An 18,581-nucleotide genomic window follows, 5' to 3' on the forward strand; every position below is an offset into this window, starting at 1 on the left:
GTTTCCCAGAGGAAGTGGCGATCTCGCTGTAAATTGGCTTTTTTTTTAGTTTTCCTGCCGTGCCACAGGAGTAGGTGCCGATCATCTGGATGGTCAGCTCACTTGTTATAACAGTCAGGGATAACCGCCAAAAAGTCATCACTATTAAGAATTAAGCTCAGAATTAGGATATTAATCTGTTAACAATACTGCGAATCCTAAACTGTGAAAGCATTAACTTTAGTTAAAGAAAGACTACAAAATATATCTTTCCTAAACTGATGTGTGTTTAGTTACTCACTTAGCTTCAGACCTTTCAAACTGGAAATACTATTTTTGACACAAAGTTCTATTCCTTAATTAAAAAGTGTTGTAGATGTTAGACACCCAACGCTACTACAAAATTCTCGACCTAAATCCGGGAGCCTCACCGGAGGAAGTTCATCAGGGCTACATTGATTTAACCTGGGTTTGGCATCCTGATCGGTTTGCCGGTCATCCCCGGTTACAACAAAAGGCACACCACAAGCTTCAAGAAATCAATGAAGCTCATGCTCAGTTACGCTATTTACAAACAGTTCCTCGCACCCAAGGTTTTCGTACTCCATCTAAACCACAGGCAACTCCAGTCCCTCAAGCTCCTTCTTCTCCTTCTTCTTCAGAGGGATTGTATCAACAGCGAGCGAAGCAGACGAGGGAAGTCAACAACCCAAAAACTGTCAAGGAGTGCAAGCCAAACTTAAGTCCCAATCGCCGTCATTTCGATGATTGGTTAGATTAATGAGTGCCATCACCCAAGATTGCAATGGAGGTTTGAGTGGTTTTAGTAGGGTGGGCAATGCCCACCCTACGTGTTCGGAGTGAGTCGGATCATTATTAACCTTGTTCAGTGAGACTATTGAGCCACATCCAACTCATTGCTCAAGAGTTCTACATTTTGTCGGAAAGCCATTAAGGCGTGACCCTCCCGCATCTCCATCAAGGCGCGGAGAATATTATCAGAATTTTCGGCGGATACGACTGTCTTGATCTCGATGTTCGTGTTGTAACCCGCAATATCCCCCAAGCGTCTGCCATGACCGCCCTCGCCCTGAGCCTGACTAATGGTATATCCTGTTACTTCCTTACTTTTGAGGAGTTTCACAAGACGCTCTCTAAGTACGGATTCACCAATAATAGTGATTAAGACAGCAGCTTGTACAGGACTTCCTTTGGTAGACATAACATAGCTCCTAAACATAGTCGTTTCAGCAAAGACAACCCCACAGTGAGACAACAGACCCCACTGTACGTTAACGAGCCAGTTATTCAATCCCTTAAGAAATCCAACAACCCGTTAAGGAAGACTGGAGGTTGTCAGATTTCAACCGTTCCATTGACAAAATTTTCTTCTGCCATATATTAGTCTAGAAGGGTTATGCCCTCTTTCGCTTCAAGTTGCATCAGTTTTCATCCTTGCGACATATATCTTTTAGAACTTTGATGCGTTGCAGCTAAGTTAAAACCGAGGTTTAGGCAATCGTTACTTCATTGGACAAGTAAATATCCTGAATGGCATGAAACAGTTTGATACCCTCTTCAAAGGGTCGCTGGAAGGTTTTGCGACCAGAGATTAAGCCAGAACCACCCGCACGTTTGTTGATTACAGCCGTGCGAATCGCTTCGGCAAAATCGCTTTTACCCGATGCGCCACCGGAGTTAATTAAACCCGCACGACCTGCATAGCAGTTCAGCACTTGGTAGCGAGTTAAGTCAATGGGGTGGTCGGTTGTGAGTTCAGAATAGACGCGCTCGTTGGTTTTGCCGTATGACTTGCCAGATGCTTTAGCGACGGCACCGTAGCCGTTGTTATTTTCAGGCAGCTTTTGCTTGATAATGTCGGCTTCGATTGTTACGCCCAAGTGGTTAGCTTGTCCCGTAAGGTCAGCCGCAATATGATAATCCTGGTCTTGCTTAAATGCATTGTTGCGGAGATAGCACCACAGGATTGTTGCCATACCGAGTTCGTGGGCGCGGGCAAAGGCGCGGCTGACTTCCTGAATTTGGCGGGTGGACTGGTCGGAACCAAAGTAAATGGTTGCCCCTACGGCCACCGCCCCTAAATTCCAGGCTTGCTCGACACTGGCGAACATAATCTGGTCGAATTGGTTGGGGTAAGTCAGCAGTTCATTATGGTTGATTTTGGCAATGAAGGGGATGCGGTGGGCATACTTACGAGATACCATCCCCAAGACGCCGAGAGTGGTCGCTACGCCATTGCAACCCCCTGCGATCGCCAATTTGACGATGTTTTCCGGGTCAAAGTACATCGGATTGGGGGCAAAGGAGGCACCTGCCGAGTGTTCGATACCTTGGTCTACAGGCAGAATGGAGAGATAACCGGTATTGGCAAGGCGTCCAGTTGAGTAGAGCTGTTGCAGACTGCGAAGGACTTGGGGGTTGCGATCGCTTTGTGCAAAAATGCGATCTACCGAATCCGGGCCGGGTAGATGTAATAGCTGTTTAGAAACTTTCGCTTGGTAGGTTAGCAAGTCTTCAGCTTCGTTACCCAGCCAAGATTCAATCGCGTGAGGTACTGATGCGGTAGCCGTCATAAGTGTTTTCCTCAAGACTTGATCGTATGAGGCAGATATTCTTTTATTGTGGCAGTGGCTTGCTGTGAGGGACTATCTATATGGATAGAGTTCTAGAAACGAAGCCGCGCTTGAGAATGGTATTTCAAATTACAATTGTCCAAAATTTAATTAATCAGGAGAGTGATGGTAAACGGTTTCTAAGGATTTTTTATCCACAACCGTTCGCCGCTGGCGGCGCGGTTTCTTTCCTCCTGGAAACTCATGCAGCAGCACGTAGAAACAGGGGATGATAAATAGGGTTAAAAGTGTTGCTAAAGATAAACCTGAAAACACCACAACACCCAAAGGTTGCAGAAACTCTGAACCTTCCCCAATGCCCAAAGCTAGCGGGAACAAGCCTAAGACGGTGGTAATAGTCGTCATCATAATCGGTCGCAGGCGTTGGGGGGCGGCTTTCAAAATCGCCGTTTGGCGGTCAATGTCTTCCTTTTCGCGAATTTGGTTAGCCAGCTCGATCATGAGGATGCCAATATTGACCACAATCCCCACCAGTAGTATTGCACCAACTAGCACCGTTGCACCGATCGCGGTTTGAGTAACATAAAGCCCCAAAAGCCCACCTGCCAGGGCAAGGGGTACTGTAAACATGATGACCAAAGGGTCAATCAGCGAGTTGTACTGCACCGCCATCACCACAAACACCAAAAAGGCCGCTAATCCTCCCAGAAGCTTGAGGGCATCTTGCAACTGCCGATTCGTTTCGCTGGCGGAACTGGGTAACACGCTGACGCCATCGGGTAACTCTAAAGAAGCGACGACAGCGTTGGTTTGGGCGATCGCTTCACTCAAAATCGCCCCTTCAGCTAAATTCCCAGCAATCTGAAACACTTGCCGTTGGTTAATCCGCTGAATTTCTCCCGGCGCTTCCCCGTTTTCAACGGTCGCTACATCTCCCAGACGGATTGGGCGGTTGTCTGCCACTAATAATGGCACTTGCTCTAACTGCGTCGAACGCTGCAACGTTTCCCGATTCAACTGCACCCGCACATCCACCAAGCGATCGCCTCGTTGCAACTGAGTTGGCACCGAACCTTCGATTGAAGTCTGAATAGTGTCTCCAATCTGCTGTGCTGTTAAACCAAATTCTGCCAAACGTTCCCAGTCCGGGCGAATCTGCACTTCCGGTTGCCGAGGGTCAGCATCCGGGCGGAAACGAGCTAAAGTGACACGCTCATCTAGGGCTTGCAGCACTTGACGTCCCGCTTGTTGCAGCTTTTGGGGGTCAGATCCTTGGAGGGGAATATCGATTTCTGCCCCCCGTACTGGCGAGTTCGTTAAGATAATACCCCGCACCTCACCGGGTCTCATTCGGAGGCGAATCCCCACTAAATTTAACTTTTCAAACTCCTTAGTGACACGCTGCACGAAGGTCTCAACCTCGCTACCGGGTTTGAGGGTAATTGTGCTAGAACCGCGCAAGGTATTTTCTGTTGTGTTGCTGCCAAACAGAGAGCCGCCTGAGGTGGTAAAGACATACTCGGTTTCTGGCTGTTGTAGGAGAAGCTCATCAACGATGCTCATCACCTTACGGTTGGTTTCTAAGGTGGTGCCGGGAGGAAATTGAGCCGACAATGTGGCTTGTCCCGTATTAATTCGCGGTAGGATTTCCTGAGGCACTTGACCGGCTAAAAATGCGCTACCTCCACCCAGAATCAAGAGGGCGATCGTAATCACCAACAACCGATAACGCAATGCCCAGCCTAGAGTGCGGGCATAAGCTAAAGTGGCGTCCTCAAAGCGACGGTTAAACTGCTGCAAGAGCCAAAACTGACTAATGCGACTCGACCAACGAATCGCTAGCAGTCTGGAAGTGAGCATAGGCACCACAGTTACAGCAACTAGAAGTGAGGCCATGATCGCAAAGCTAATCGTGAGAATTAGCTCGTTGAACAGCAACGAAAAAAAGCCACCAATGACGAGAAACGGCAGCACGGATACCAGGTTGGCTCCAGTGGCAGCCACCAGCGCGGATTCGACCTCCTGGCTACGTGCGATCGACTCCTGCCTGAATTCCTCAGGTGTCAAGCGGCGGCGTTGGTGCTGGCCTGGGGTCATGCCTGTCCCTTCAGAAATGTTCTCCAGGATGACTACGCTTGTATCGATCGCTTGACCAATCCCCAAGGCTAGACCCGCTAGACTGAACAAATTGAGAGACAAGCCAAACAGCTTCATCAAAATGATGGCCGTCAGCGTACACAAGGGGATAGTCAGAGAAATAATCAGCGTTTGTCGCAGGGAACCCAAAAACAACAATACCGCTCCTGCTGCCAGCAAGGCTCCAGAAATTCCCGAATTAGTGACATCCGCGAGCGAGTTGCGGATGAAGCGAGACTCATCTTGTGTAGAAACCAGTTGCATATCTTCGGGAATCAAGCCCGACTGCCGCAGTTGGTCGATGCGTTTTTTTACGCCCTCTACGACTTGAATTGTGTTGGCATCTGGCTGCTTGGTGATGCTGACCTTAACCGCCGGTTCCCCATTGAGGAAAACAAACACCCGTTGATCTTCGGTTCCATCGATCACTTCGGCAAAATCTCGCAGGTAGACGCGGGGTTGGGGGTTAGAAGGTTGAAGGTTAGAAGGTTGAAGGTTAGAAGGTTGAAGGTTTGAGCTTGTTTCTGTGCTGTTGACTTCAAAGGAGAGATTGCGAATTTCTTGAGCATCCCCAAAGCGTCCAACGGTGCGGGTTAAAGGTTCTGAACTCTCCCCTCGCAGACGCCCACCGGAAACATCCAAATTCCGCTCTTCAAGGGCATCCAACACATCCGTCAAACCAATGCCCAAAGCTTGTAAGCGATTCGGGTCAATTTGAACCAAGACTTCTTCTTGGACTCCCCCCGCAACATCCACCGATGCCACCCCAGGCACGACGCCGAGTTCGCGGCTGAGTTCTTCATCGGCAAACACGCGTAAATCGACATCCCGCAACGACGGAGCACGCAAGGCAAATTCATAAACCGGCAACTGGGATGGGTCGGCTTTGAACAAGCGTGGCTGTTCAACAATATCGGGTAGCCTGCCTTGAGCGCGGTTAAAGCTAGCCGTAGCATCGTTCAAGGCTTGGTCAATATTGCCCCCCGGTTGGAAGAACAGGTCTAAACTCACCTGTCCCTCACGGGTTTGGGAATAAATCTGTACCACTCCCTCAGTGGCGCTTAAGGCTTCCTCCAAGGGTTTGGTAATTTCTTCCACCGCTACCTCTGGCGAGACTCCAGGTGCAGAGAGACGCACGCCAATCCGAGGATAGGTAATTGACGGCAGTAAATCGACCTGAATTTGGGTGAGGAAAAAGACCCCCAGCACGATCGCTGTGAGGGTTAGCATCAGGGTACCAATGTGTTTACGAATCGCGATCGCACTGATGCTGAATCCCGATGTCCCAGCATTCTGCATTAGCGCTGCTCCTGTTGTTCTGTGGTTTTTGACAGTATGCTCACACGCACCTTGTCGCCATCCTTCAAGGGCTTCTCACTACGGGCGACAAACTTTTCTCCCGGCTTCAACCCTGAAAGGATTTCCACTTTATCATTTGCCCTTGTCCCTACTTGAACAGGACGGGCTTGGGCTTTGGCTTGGTCACTTTCACCTGTGACTACAAACACCGTTGCTTCTGTGAATTGTGGATTTTCCCCCTTGGATAGAGTGGCATTGGTTTTTGCATTGCTCGCCTGTTCTAAGGTGGGCAAAGAAGATCCCCCTGTACGATTTCTTTCCCCAGCTCCGAAGAGTGCACTTTGGGGTACCACGATCCGAGGCGCAGTGTTTGGTTCAAAGTTTATTCGTGCAAACAGTCCACTGCCAATTCTGCCGTTGCTGTTGGGAATCGTGATTTCCACGCTTCCTTGAAGTGCACGTCTGTTAGCGGCTGGGGAAATACGGGTGACTCTCCCTGTCACTACCTCATTGGCAAAGGCATCCAAGCTCACCTGCACTGATTGACCAACTTGAACCTTTGAGAGTTCTAAATCTGATACGGGTACCTCTACTTTTACGCTGCTGAAATCTCCCAGGCGTAAGATTGGGTCTCCTGGCTGTACGAGGTTTCCTGGTTCGCTGACTTTTCCTACAACAACGCCCGTAATGGGGGACGCTAGCAGGGCATAGGACTGGCGCTCTTGTGCTTGAGCAATAGTGGCGCGTTGAGCTTCAACCCGGCCTTGAGCAGCAGCAACAGCCTGTTGTTCTGTAGCAATTTGTGCGATCGCGGAATTCAGTCTTTGTTGAGCCGTGGCGGCAGCAGTTTGGGCTAATTCGGCTTGTTGCTTGGCAATGGCACCGACTGAGGAGAGCGACAACAGACGTTTGGCATCGACTTGTGCCTGTTTTAGTTCTGCCCTTGCTTGTTCGGCTTCGGCTTGAGCACTTTTCACCTGTGTTTGGGCGCGTGAGACTTCTGACTGGAGAGCAGCGAGTTCGGCTTTTCCCTGAGTGACGCTGGTGACGAGTAACGAATCATCCAACCGAGCGAGGATTTGACCTTTTTTCACGGGGTCACCTACATCAACCTGTAGACTCAGGAGGCGTCCTTCCACCTGAGCGCTGAGCGATACTTGCCTAACAGGTTGGGTGGTGCCGGTAGTTTTGAAGGGTTCCTCAAGAATTTCCGTTTTTGCGATCGCTACATCTACCGCTGTCCCACCTTTCCCTGCTTTGTTTCTAGAAGAGTTCGATTGAGCCTCGGCTTCGGTTTTAGACAATCCACTACACCCGGTCAAAAAAGGCAAGGGCATCAGCAGAAAAATCAGCAGCCACAGGGAAATTTCTTTTTTATGTTTTCCCTTTGAGGCTGTGACTTGACTAAATCGCTTGGCGGTATGAATCGGAGCTGTAGACGAGTAAGCAGATAGGGAGTTGGAGTACACGAAGAGAGATTCCAATCAGGACACTAGCGGAGTTGATCTTTATAATCAGGAAGCCATTAAGAATCTGTCTTGGCTGGGAGTATCAGGACTCGAACCAGGACGCCGCTTGAGCGTGAATTCGAGAAGTTTTGCGTTCATGGATATTCATTCCCTTATGGAAGGCTAGAGTTCATGGTTTGCTACATGAGCCTACTAACAACTCCAAAAGAGATGGCAAGTTGCTCTTCCTATAGACTATTACGTCTACTTAATTTTAATAATATTTAAACTATTCGCCCTTAATACCAGCCAATAGATAGATTAATACTAGGGTACGGTTATGCAGTTAGTCATGGTCAGACTATGCAAATAGTCATGGTCAAATTCAGCAATGGGTCACATAACGAGGATTTTTCTCCCATTGCTGAACAGGATTTTATTAAAGCTAATTAACCAGACATGAGTAGATGCACTCCGCTGGTGTCCCTGAAGCCATCACACTCTTTAGCTATGAAAGGGCACAGCAATCAGAGGCAGCAGGGTTAAAAGCACCCAACTCCAAGTCCAAGAACGTGAAGGAGTCGGAGATTCGCTCTCTCCTAAAAGCGCCTCGATCCTCTCCTGTAAGCGATTTGGGGGGGTAGGACGGCTAAAGGCAGCGCAAAAATTTTCCGATGCCATCATGGGAGTACTAACCACCATGAGTAGCGCTTCGGCTAACAATAAGCTATCCACACGTTGACGCGCCCAGTGATCCGCACGAAGTTCCCGCAATAACAGGAGTTCTTGCCACAAGGCTTCTGTATTCGGTAACCATGCCGTTATCTGGCGTAGCCAACCCAGCCAGAAGAACCAGAACGTATCCCGATAGTAGTAATGGGCTTGTTCGTGGGTTAAAACGGCTTGAAGATGCTCATGTGTTAGCTTCTTGAGCAGTCCTTGACTCACCACCAGTTCCGGCTGCCAAAAGCCAATCTGAGCACTAAATAAAGTCAGGTGATCGAGAAGGCGAGCGGGTTTTCCGTCCAGGTTAATTTGCGGGTAAGTGCGAATCTTTCTGAGCGACTGCCACCCCTGAGTCGCTAAGTTTACACCCAAACCAACCGCTAAACCGACACAGCATAGGACTAGAGAGTAACTAAACCCGTCTGTGTGCAGGCCAACCATTTGTCCTTGTGGCCCCATCAACAGCACCGCGATCGCTGTCATTAACAGCAATAAGGGGGGTAAGAGAAATAATAATAGACTTTTTTGCCAGCGCTGAGTCCAGTTGCCTGTGGGTTTAGAGTAACGGTATCGCAGCCACCAAGCTAGGCTCAAGACGGCGACAATCATGATTAGATGCATCACTCCTGCTCCTCTCTAGCTCGACGTGCGGCTTGAATCCGAAGTGCGATCGCCTCAATTTGCTCTAAACTGGCAGTGTCCAAGCGATCCGCAAAAGCCGCAACAATATCCGGGTTACTAACAGCCAAAAATCGATTCAGTTGGTCATGAGATTGGAGTACCTGCGCCTCTGCGCGAGATACTAAGGGTGTCCAGCGAAAAGCACGCCCTTGGCGATCGCCTCTGGCAGCGTCTAAAGGACGATCGCAACTCAGCCAACCTTTTTCAGTCAGGCGACGCAGGACGGTAGTCACCGAAGTGTAAGCTAACTCCCGATCAGGGTCAGCCAAAATGCGTTCATGCACATCCTTAACAGTGGCAGAACCCAGTTCCCAAACGAGATTGAGAATCTCTGTTTCCAAAGGACCCAGGGAGAGGTTTTTGGGACGGTGATTGGGTACAGAAGTCATGAAAAGTATGAAGTGTGAAGTATGAAGTAGGCAGCTTAAGCAGCTTTCAATCCTGCGAACTAACTACTCATCTTTTGATATTCCCACATCCAAGCATCGTTGTATTGGCACTGGCTGAGGCAATAAACTAATGATCCGGGCTGAAAGCTATACTCCGAACAACGGAATCGAGGAAAGCCAAGGCGAAAACATCGGAGTATAGGATGGCAATTTTTCTAACTGCCTGTTCACCCATTCCAGACTAAAAACAGCTTGGTAAATTCGGTTATGCACTTTAAGTGTGCCGTCACATTTCACCAACAATCCGGACAGGAGTAATTCAACTTGCTCTGGGGAGTCATCGCTTAATACGTTCTGATTCTGTAAAATTTGCTGATAAATCCCAAGAATATGTCCGACGCGTTGTTCATTTTTTCCAAGCCGATTGCGCGAAGGGGAGCGGCAAAGGCGATCGCGAATAGTCTTAAGATGCTCTGGTTCATCTTGGGCTTCCCAATTTTCGATGATACAAGTGTGTACTAATTGATCCACCCAACGGCTCTCGTCACTAGGGGAAGAAGATGCACACAGGGGGAGAGACGACGAGGTCAAAGAGCTTGCCGAATTATGCTTTTTCTCCCCTTGTTTGTGGCTCGCCATTCGCACAAGATGACAAAGCTTTTGTGTGAGGAATGGCTGACCTCCTGTCCAATACAATATTTGCTGTAAAACAGTGTCAGGATGCTTAACAATTCCAGCTAATCCTGACACGAGAGATGTTACTTCATGGGGGGCAAATCCAACAAGCTGAATAGCACGTCCAATATTAAACGGCGTGCGGTTGGTGTCCGTCATTAAAGCCATGGGCATGGCAACGCCAAACATCGCAAAGGTAAGGCGTTTATAGGCGGGATTTTCAGCACGTCTGTTGTAGCAGACCCGAATCAATCCAAAAAAATCTTCAATTGGGAATTCAAGACCGAGGACGCTGTCAATTTCATCCATAAAAATAACGATATTTTGCTGAATTTCGACAAGCAGCACCTGTTCCAAAAATTCACTTAGGCGACTTATAGGTGATAGTTCAGCGCGAAGGACGCTGTCGTTACCGCGCCACCAAGCACGTAAATTAAATTTGAGTTGGAAACTATTGACTAAGTAGCCCACAACCGAGGCATACCATTGTTCTGGAGTAACTTGTTGCGTACCAATCGCGGTTAGGTCAATTGAGCCACAACAGACACCAGCTGCTTGTAAACGATGCATGGTTCGTATCCGCAGACTCGATTTGCCCATTTGTCGAGAAGTCAGTACATAGCAAAATTCGCCTTGCAAGAGGGCTTGATATAATTCCCCATCCGCCTGACGTTTGACATAGCTGGGGGCACTAGCAGGCAGGGAACCTCCAACTTGATAGGCGTAAGAGGGATTTTGCAGAGAATTCAACAGCACAAGCAGTTTCTCGCGCTCGGCTAGCTGCTGTTCAATTTTGGCTTCTAGGGCATCACAGGCTTGGCGTAGAGCCTGTTGAGTTCGCTGGCGTTCGGCTACTTCTTGCTGTAATCGAGTCTCGGATTGCTTACGAGTTTCAATCTCTTGTTGTAGTTGTTCATTCTGTGCTTGAAGTTGCTTGGTGAGCTTGCGGATAGTGAGTTGATGTTCAACCCGTGCCAAAACCTCTTCAACCTGAAAGGGTTTAGTAATGTAGTCTGCTCCCCCGACGGTAAAGGCTCTTACCTTGTTCAATGCTTCATCTAAAGCGCTCAGAAAAATGACCGGAATCTCGGACGTTTGTGGGTCACTCTTGAGCTGTTCACAAACTTCATATCCGTTCATATCAGGTATGCGGATATCGAGTAGAATTAAATCGGGTGAAGCCGAACGTGCGGCTCGAATGCCCATTTTTCCTGTAACGACACACCGGACTTTATATCCTTGCTTAGATAGTGTATTTGATAAGACTTGCAGATTTTCTGGGGTATCATCGACAATTAAAATATGCCCCTTATCTGCATCAGCCTTATCGCTATTCATAGTTAAATATTAAGATTGAGCAAGAGATAATGATAGCTATGCTTCGCTTTGGAAGTTGAACCCCAAAATACCGCTGTTGAAGCCAGAATTATAGCACTCCCATTTAATTTATAAATAGTAACATAGGCGCGTAGCGGCTTACCGCAGCGTCCCACAAAGACTCTGAGAATAGAAGATAAAATTTCATATTTTATAGCAGTTCACAGTTGTGTGTTACACACAGTAGGGAGACAGCACACAACTGGTAACTGTTATATTTAAGATGGCTAGAAGCCAACGGGTTCCACTTCTAGCTCCAATGATATTAGTTACAGTTACACTCGAAAGTCTAATTCCGAAGCTGCACCGGCATCACCAAATAAATCATCTTGCGTCCCCCTAGAGGTGTCAAAATGACAGGACTATTAGCGGCATTCATTTGTATTTGAATATCAGAGGTTGAAAGAGCTTTTAATCCATCAATCAAATACTTGACATTGAAGGCAATATCGATGCTTTCACCCGTAACTTGAGCTGACATCGATTCCTGCCCACTACCCACATCTTGGGCTTCTACAGATAGAGAAAGCTGTTGGTTAATACTGTCGATGCTGAATTTGACAACATTATTCTTTTGGTCAGCCAACACCGCAATTCGCTCTACTGAACTGAGTAATTGGCGTCGATCAATCGTTAGCTGACGCTGAAACTGACGTGGAATGAGTTGATGGTAAGGTGGATACTGTCCTTCTAGGGTGCGGCTGGTTAAACGCTGATTTGCTCCTTGAAAAATAATCTGACCCTGCTCAAGGTAAAGGGCAACGGTATCAGTTGGTTGGTACGGGGCGAACATTCGTTCCAACTCCCGTAAGGCTCTAGCGGGTACAGTCAGCTCTAGCCCAGAAGCCTCACTAACGGGTGCGTGACTGTTCTCGGATGCTTTGGATTCTTTTGCACCTGACTCCTCTGCGGCTGATTTATCGCTATCGGCAACAGCTTGATTTGTCGTTTTCACCACCGCTAATCTGTGACCGTCAGTCGCCGCAAATTCCAAACTATCTTGCTGCATGGTGAAGTGAACCCCTGTTAGCACTTGCTTGGTTTCGTCAGAACTTGTGGCAAACAGAGAACCCCGCAATCCATCAACCAAGGCTTCTACAGGGAGGGAGACGGCAGCTCCTGCAATCTGGGGCAGTTCGGGAAACTCCTCAGAACTCATTCCTCGGACTTGGTAACGCCCTGAAGCCGAAGTTAAGGTGACAATCCGTCGGTCAGTCTCTGTCTCGTTGACAGTTTTCCCGACTTCGTCCTCTAGCGTAATTTCCCCATCGGGTAGACGTGAAACAATATCGTTGAGAAGTTTTGCAGGTATGGCAATTTCTCCACCTTGCAGGACGTTCGCCGCAAAGCTGGTTTGAATGCCAAGGCTAAGATCAAAGGCGGTGAGGCGTACCTGTTGAGTGTCTGGATTCCCTGTCAATAAAACATTACCTAACACCGGATGAGTCGGACGAGACGGAACCGCCCGTATCACCAGTGAGAGGTTGGTGTTGAGGTCACTTTGAGTACAAATTAGTTTCATAAAAATTACAATGTGTCGCTCAGATTGTTGTTCAAATATCTACTACGATTACAGGGCTACTCGTGGCACTGAACCAGAGGTTTCATCGCTGAGCGTGAATCTCCAAGAGCAATACCCAGGATAATTCTGTGCTTGATTCTGGTCAACGTCTAGCTTTCCTCTTTATTCACATTTTTGTCCTGCGTCTGCTTCATCCTCAAGGCTGTGGAAAATGTGGAAAAACCATACAACCTCATTGGGAATCAATCGTTTGTAGATTTCCGGATTGTGGAAAAACTGTGGAAAAACGACCTGAATTTTCCACCAAGTATTTATACTTAGTCAGAGATTTGCCACGACTTCTCTCCGAGCATTTGAGTATAAAGGCTAAGGGTCTGAAAAGGGACAATAAAATTGATTAAGAAATATTAATGTGCCGCTGTTGCCTTGATTACGGTTAAAAAGGTTCAACCTTGGTTTTGGGTTTGGCTGGTCAGGTTGATGCGATCGCTTAACTGACGCAAGGTCTGATCCACTGTTGTATCGCTCTCTCGCAGGTTGCCTATTTTATCACAACTATATAACACAGTCGTATGGTCTTTGCCGCCAAACTCCTCACCAATCCTGGGTAAACTCAAATCCGTATATTGCCGCATTAAATACATAGCAATTTGCCTAGACCAACTAATTTCTCGACGGCGGGAATTACCCTTCAAATCTTCGATTGAAACATTGAAGGCATCTGCCACTGTCATCAAAATAGTGTCGGGAGAAGCTTTGACCCTGGGCAGGGGTGGGTTCAAAATTGGTGTAATATTCTCCACAGTCATCGGTAAACCCGAAATTGAAACATAAGCCACAGCTCGAATCAACGCTCCCTCTAATTCCCGAATATTGGAAGTGTAGTGAGTGGCAATATATTCAATTACCGATCGCGGCAGACGAATATTTTCGTCCTCAGCCTTTTTTTGCAAAATAGCCATTCGCGTTTCCAAGTCCGGGGCTTGAATATCAGCAATTAAACCCATCGAAAAGCGGGAGCATAGGCGTTCCTGCAAGCGGGGAATTTGATTCGGAGGACGGTCTGACGCCAAGACAACTTGCTTTCCCGCTTCATGCAAGGTATTGAATGTATAAAAAAACTCCTCCTGAGTATACTCCTTGCCCTCAATAAATTGAATGTCATCGACCAGAAGGACATCGGCTGTCCGATAATGTTCGCGGAAACTCTGCATACTATCTTTGCGAATCGCCGCAATTAAGTCATTTGTAAACTGCTCAGTAGAGACATAAAAGATTTTAGACTCCGGGCACTTATCCAAACGGAAGTGACCAATGGCTTGCATCAAATGGGTTTTGCCTAAGCCGACACCCCCACATAAAAACAGAGGATTAAACTCACGTCCTGGAGATTCTGCGACCGCCAACGATGCTGCATGAGCCATGCGATTATTAGAACCAACAACAAAACGAGAAAAAACATACTTATGATTTAATTTTGGCAATCTCGGTGGAGAGTTCGACGTACCTTCTGAAACACTGCTACCGATAGGAAGAGGCCAGGAAACTTCGGCATCGCTAATAGGAGAGTGATCATCCCCAGAAGTCACCAACAGTTGAATCTCCACCGACTGGCCTAAAATATCCTGCACCACATCTGCGATCGTCTTGATGTAGTATTTTTGCAACCAGTTTCTAGCAAAAGGGTTGGGAGTACGCAACACCAAGCAGTTATTCGTCAGTTGCTCGGCGCTGGCTGTCTTAATCCAGGTTTCAAACGTGGGTCGGCTTAACTGTAGCTGTAAACGCTCTAATACCTGACTCCATAACTGTTCTGGGGAAGTTTCCACGAGCTCTCCTCTAGGGTAAGGGGTGGCATGGTGTTCTATAGGAAAGAGCGCTGATTGTACACTTGACTCAATCAGCTTCGCAGTACGGGCGTCTTTGAGTACAACTATCTGCCTCATGCCCCTCGCCAATTCAAGCGAGACAGCAGCTACTTTGGCACAATAGTGTTATCCCTGAGCCGATGACTAACCGGGCTTTCGGCACTGGTCAATCATCTATCTGGCTTTTTAGAATCAGTACGTTTATTGTAGACGGCGTCCTACGGTTCAAGGTTAATACAGCAAGCCATACCATTCGATCACTGATATCTATATATACCGCTAGTTTTTTCTCTAGTTTCTTGACAAATGGCTGAATCACTACAAGTCGCCCAGTTAGGTAATCCAGTGCTGCGGCAACAAGCCCAGTTTGTAGATAATATTCCAGACAAGCGCCTGCAACAGTTGATTGATGATCTCATCGCCACAGCGGTAGGAGCTAATGGCGTTGGGATTGCGGCACCTCAGGTATCGCAATCGTGTCGTTTATTTATCGTGGCGTCTCGTCCCAATCCCAGGTATCCCAATGCACCACAAATGGAACCAACGGCGATGATTAATCCGCAAATCATTGCTCACTCTACTGAAATTGTCAAAAGCTGGGAGGGCTGTCTCAGTGTACCTGGTATTCGAGGATTGGTTCCCCGATATCAGGCGATTGAGGTGGAATATACCAGTCGAAACGGCAAAATGCATCGACAAGTGTTCAGTGATTTTGTGGCTCGGATATTTCAGCACGAATATGACCATCTAGATGGCATAGTCTTTTTAGATCGGGTAGAGAGTACCCAAGACCTCATGACTGAACAGGAATATCAGCAGCGAATTGTTTCTAAGCTGGGCTGACATCAGAGGCTAGACATTTATAAGAGCAACAAAGTTAGAATGTAGATTCAAAAGCATCGTCTTTGCGGGGAATTTCTGTCTAATGTTTTTTTATCTATGTCGTTCCCTTCATCAGGGATGCACTTAACAGTCTTTGTAATATGTATCCGATTCGACCGTGGTTGTACATCGGCAAATTTAGAGAAACGCTCGATTACAACATGCTCTACCGCAGTAATATCCGTGCCATGCTGCAACTCGCTGAGAAAGTTCAGCATCCGGACATCTCGTCGCTCTATATTCCTGTTGAGGATGGTGAGTCAATATCTTTTGACAAGCTGAGAGAGGGTATCGAGTTTGTGCGGCTGGAAAAAGCAAGGGGTAAGAATATACTGATTGCTTGTGGGGCAGGTATTAGTCGAGGTGTTTCGTTTGCGATCGCGGCCTTGAAGGAAGAAGAAAACCTGACCCTAATTGATGCATTTCAGCAAATTCAATCTGAACATCCCCAAGCAAGACCTCATTTGGAACTGTGGAAGTCGCTTTGTGAATACTACAGTGAAGAAGTACCGTACAAAAATATTGTGAAGCTTATTCTTGAGCAGAGTGCAACGGTTAAACGGCTACCCCAAATTCCGTGAGTGAGTCGTTGAGCGCTGCTATCGCCCTGAACAGCCAGGGCGATAAATCATACCGTAAGGATTAAAAATGGAAGCTAATAGTAGGGACTAATCCCTACATCCTCTCCAGTACTCCAATTCCTAATAAGGATAATCCTAGCTTCAGAGTTTGGGCTGTCAAATTACATAAAACCAAACGAGAGGTTCGCACAGGTTCTTCTGACCAAAGTACAGGACATTGTTCAAAAAACTGGTTAAACTTTTGGCTCAGTTCATACAAATATTGACACAGGCGATTGGGCAGTAAATCTCGTTCAAGCTCTCGGAGAACCTCACTCAATTGCAATAAATGCTTCCCTAATACCAACTCTGCCTCTTCTTGCAACAGCACTTTGGCATTGTCTCCCAGCTCGTCAAAATTAATATTACCTTTGCGGCTAATGCTCTGAATTCGGGCATAGGCATACAGCAGGTAAGGTGCTGTGTTACCTTGCAGAGATAGCATCTTATTAAAACTAAAGATGTAGTTGCTGTTGCGATTTTGACTTAAGTCAGCATACTTAACTGCGCTAAGACCAATAACCTGAGCAACATTCGTTTTGAATTCCTCTGTTTCTTCGCGCCCTTCATCTTTCAGTCGGGCGTCGAGATCAGCACGGGCGCGTGCGATCGCTTCATCTAGTAAATCTCGCAATCTTACGGTTTCCCCAGAACGGGTTTTCAGCTTTTTACCATCTTCACCCTGCACTAGTCCAAAGGGAACATGTACCATCTGCACTTCATCAGTTAACCAACCCGCCCGACGAGCCACTTGAAAAACCTGAGCAAAATGATTAGCCTGTCCCGCATCGGTAACGTAAATAATCCGAGCCGCTCTATCTTGCTCAATCCGGTAACGTATTGCTGCCAAATCAGTTGTGGCGTAGTTGTAGCCACCATCCGACTTTTGCACAATCAAAGGCAGAGGTTGACCCTCTTTATTGGTAAACCCTTCAAGGAAAACACACTGGGCACCCGTGTCTTCCACTAACAAACCCAACTCTTCAAGGTCTTTCACTACATCGGGCAACAATGGATTATAGAATGACTCTCCCCGTTCTGTTAGATGGATATCTAGCAGATCATAGATAACTTCAAACTCACGCCGCGATTGTTCACATAGCAACTGCCAAGCTTGTCGGCTATCTTCTGCGCCTGATTGCAGGTTCACCACTTCTTTGCGAGCGGTTTCTTGAAATTCCTCATCACCATCAAATCGTTGCTTGGCTTTCCGATAGAATGCAACTAAGTCTCCCAAATCCAAAGCGTTGGATGTCGTTAAGGCACTTGGGTAAGTCTCCCGCAGATAGGCGATTAACATCCCAAATTGTGTCCCCCAATCGCCCACATGATTCAATCGCAGGACATCATGACCCTGGAATTCTAAGATTCGTGCCAGAGAATCCCCAATAATTGTCGAGCGTAAGTGTCCAACATGCATCTCTTTGGCAATGTTGGGGGAAGAGAAATCAACAATGACGCGTTGAGGTGTCTTGACTGATTCAACACCTAAGCGTGGATCTATTTGAATAACACTCAGTTGCGCTTCCAGATAGGCTGGCTCTAATGTCAAGTTGATAAAGCCAGGGCCTGCAATAGCGGGTGTCTGACAAATGCCGGAAACATCTAAATGCTGAACAATTTGCTCAGCTATTGCCCGAGGTGGTTGTCTCAGTGGCTTACTCAAGGACAAGGCAATATTAGATTGATAGTCACCAAACTGAGGATTGCTGGCAGGTACGACTATCGGATCTATGCCGTCCACCGCTGTCCCGAAAGCTGTAGTTAAGGCTTGAGTAAATTTATTTCTTAGCTGTTCAATTAGGGAGTTCATAGTGCAAAGTAAAATACTCTCAATACAGCTGGGCTGTCTAGCCGTTGAGTTAAAGCGTATTCTTAACATAACTTGAGCTTTAAGCCAGTTGACGCAATATTTCTGGTGTTTCCCTAAACCCTGGCTGTTCAATATCCCAATTCCATTTCGCGGTGAAATCTTCCTGAGAAGGTTGAGCTTCTTGCTGTAATGGGCAGCAGCGGCCAGAGTGAAGGAGTTTTTTGGCTCCAGCTATACTCTCACTCTACAAAAACCCTCAAAGATGAGGATGGTGAAGAGAGAGGAAGAAGGTGAGGGAGCAAGGAAGGGAAAGGGGTGTAGAGGGTCGGCCAAAAGAAAAGGGAAAAAAGGGGTTGACGGTAGGGGAGATTATCGATATATTGGTAAATGCGCGCTAAAGAGGCCAACGCCCCCGACCGCGCCCGAACCTAGAAAAACCAATAGTTTGAAAGCCAAAATTAAGTACCAATCCTCGTCAGAAATCAATCAAGTTTTGGGTTAACCCCCAAGGCTGAAAAAAAGAAGAGGATTCCGGAAATCAAAAGTTTTCGGAGCCAAAAGTAACTTTCTAT

Annotated in this window: 13 protein-coding genes; 3 read left to right on the forward strand and 10 right to left on the reverse strand. The window is 47.3% G+C overall.

Features of this window, described 5'->3' with window-relative positions; translation table 11 throughout:
• The first annotated feature begins 355 nt into the window (after window positions 1-355).
• Window positions 356-760, forward strand: a complete 405-nt coding sequence (locus NDI48_31435) for a J domain-containing protein (GenBank protein MEP0835683.1) — start codon at window positions 356-358, stop codon at window positions 758-760.
• Window positions 761-874: 114 nt separating this feature from the next.
• Here the strand turns inward: NDI48_31435 and NDI48_31440 are convergent, their stop codons facing one another.
• The 9 genes from NDI48_31440 to dnaA form a co-directional block, all read right to left on the reverse strand.
• The gene (locus tag NDI48_31440; protein MEP0835684.1) at window positions 875-1,201 is read right to left on the reverse strand and encodes a hypothetical protein; all 327 of its coding nucleotides are present in this window, start codon (window positions 1,199-1,201) and stop codon (window positions 875-877) included.
• Between the two features lie 289 nt (window positions 1,202-1,490).
• On the reverse strand, window positions 1,491-2,573 hold the full coding sequence (locus NDI48_31445) for a class I fructose-bisphosphate aldolase (protein ID MEP0835685.1): 1,083 nt from the start codon (window positions 2,571-2,573) through the stop codon (window positions 1,491-1,493).
• A 150-nt stretch (window positions 2,574-2,723) separates the two neighbouring features.
• Window positions 2,724-6,008 carry an efflux RND transporter permease subunit gene (locus NDI48_31450; GenBank protein ID MEP0835686.1) on the reverse strand — a complete coding sequence of 1,095 codons (3,285 nt, stop codon included), beginning with the start codon at window positions 6,006-6,008 and terminating at the stop codon, window positions 2,724-2,726.
• Window positions 6,008-7,477, reverse strand: a complete 1,470-nt coding sequence (locus tag NDI48_31455; protein MEP0835687.1) for an efflux RND transporter periplasmic adaptor subunit — start codon at window positions 7,475-7,477, stop codon at window positions 6,008-6,010. The genes NDI48_31450 and NDI48_31455 overlap by 1 nt, the downstream gene beginning before the upstream one ends.
• Window positions 7,478-7,960: 483 nt before the next feature.
• Entirely contained in the window at window positions 7,961-8,803 is an 843-nt protein-coding gene (locus NDI48_31460) for a M56 family metallopeptidase (GenBank protein ID MEP0835688.1), read from the reverse strand.
• Complete coding sequence (locus NDI48_31465) at window positions 8,803-9,252, reverse strand: BlaI/MecI/CopY family transcriptional regulator (GenBank protein MEP0835689.1); 450 nt, start codon at window positions 9,250-9,252, stop codon at window positions 8,803-8,805. The genes NDI48_31460 and NDI48_31465 overlap by 1 nt, the downstream gene beginning before the upstream one ends.
• 147 nt (window positions 9,253-9,399) lie before the next feature.
• Entirely contained in the window at window positions 9,400-11,265 is a 1,866-nt protein-coding gene (locus NDI48_31470; GenBank protein ID MEP0835690.1) for an AAA-like domain-containing protein, read from the reverse strand.
• Window positions 11,266-11,593: 328 nt separating this feature from the next.
• On the reverse strand, window positions 11,594-12,826 hold the full coding sequence (gene dnaN / locus NDI48_31475; GenBank protein ID MEP0835691.1) for a DNA polymerase III subunit beta: 1,233 nt from the start codon (window positions 12,824-12,826) through the stop codon (window positions 11,594-11,596).
• Window positions 12,827-13,272: 446 nt separating this feature from the next.
• Window positions 13,273-14,655 carry a chromosomal replication initiator protein DnaA gene (dnaA, locus tag NDI48_31480; GenBank protein ID MEP0835692.1) on the reverse strand — a complete coding sequence of 461 codons (1,383 nt, stop codon included), beginning with the start codon at window positions 14,653-14,655 and terminating at the stop codon, window positions 13,273-13,275.
• A gap of 345 nt (window positions 14,656-15,000) precedes the next feature.
• Between dnaA and def the strand changes: the two genes are divergently transcribed.
• Window positions 15,001-15,537: a peptide deformylase gene (gene def / locus NDI48_31485; protein ID MEP0835693.1), complete on the forward strand. Its 537-nt coding sequence runs from the start codon at window positions 15,001-15,003 to the stop codon at window positions 15,535-15,537.
• A 140-nt stretch (window positions 15,538-15,677) separates the two neighbouring features.
• Entirely contained in the window at window positions 15,678-16,157 is a 480-nt protein-coding gene (locus NDI48_31490) for a dual specificity protein phosphatase family protein (protein ID MEP0835694.1), read from the forward strand.
• A 94-nt stretch (window positions 16,158-16,251) separates the two neighbouring features.
• On the opposite strand, the gene argS is transcribed toward NDI48_31490, so the two are convergent.
• A complete protein-coding gene (argS, locus tag NDI48_31495) occupies window positions 16,252-18,009 on the reverse strand; it encodes an arginine--tRNA ligase (GenBank protein MEP0835695.1) in 1,758 nt (585 codons plus the stop codon).
• Window positions 18,010-18,581 lie beyond the last annotated feature (572 nt).

Source organism: Microcoleus sp. AS-A8 (assembly GCA_039962225.1).
Lineage (GTDB): Bacteria > Cyanobacteriota > Cyanobacteriia > Cyanobacteriales > Coleofasciculaceae > Allocoleopsis.

Excerpts from the sequence above, each read along its gene's own strand:
- NDI48_31435 (MEP0835683.1), top strand. The coding sequence starts at position 356 with ATGTTAGACACCCAACGCTACTACAAAATTCTCGACCTAAATCCGGGA.
- NDI48_31440 (MEP0835684.1), bottom strand. The coding sequence starts at position 1,201 with ATGTCTACCAAAGGAAGTCCTGTACAAGCTGCTGTCTTAATCACTATT.
- NDI48_31445 (MEP0835685.1), bottom strand. The coding sequence starts at position 2,573 with ATGACGGCTACCGCATCAGTACCTCACGCGATTGAATCTTGGCTGGGT.
- NDI48_31450 (MEP0835686.1), bottom strand. The coding sequence starts at position 6,008 with ATGCAGAATGCTGGGACATCGGGATTCAGCATCAGTGCGATCGCGATT.
- NDI48_31460 (MEP0835688.1), bottom strand. The coding sequence starts at position 8,803 with ATGCATCTAATCATGATTGTCGCCGTCTTGAGCCTAGCTTGGTGGCTG.
- NDI48_31465 (MEP0835689.1), bottom strand. The coding sequence starts at position 9,252 with ATGACTTCTGTACCCAATCACCGTCCCAAAAACCTCTCCCTGGGTCCT.
- NDI48_31470 (MEP0835690.1), bottom strand. The coding sequence starts at position 11,265 with ATGAATAGCGATAAGGCTGATGCAGATAAGGGGCATATTTTAATTGTC.
- dnaN (MEP0835691.1), bottom strand. The coding sequence starts at position 12,826 with ATGAAACTAATTTGTACTCAAAGTGACCTCAACACCAACCTCTCACTG.
- def (MEP0835693.1), top strand. The coding sequence starts at position 15,001 with ATGGCTGAATCACTACAAGTCGCCCAGTTAGGTAATCCAGTGCTGCGG.
- NDI48_31490 (MEP0835694.1), top strand. The coding sequence starts at position 15,678 with ATGTATCCGATTCGACCGTGGTTGTACATCGGCAAATTTAGAGAAACG.
- argS (MEP0835695.1), bottom strand. The coding sequence starts at position 18,009 with ATGAACTCCCTAATTGAACAGCTAAGAAATAAATTTACTCAAGCCTTA.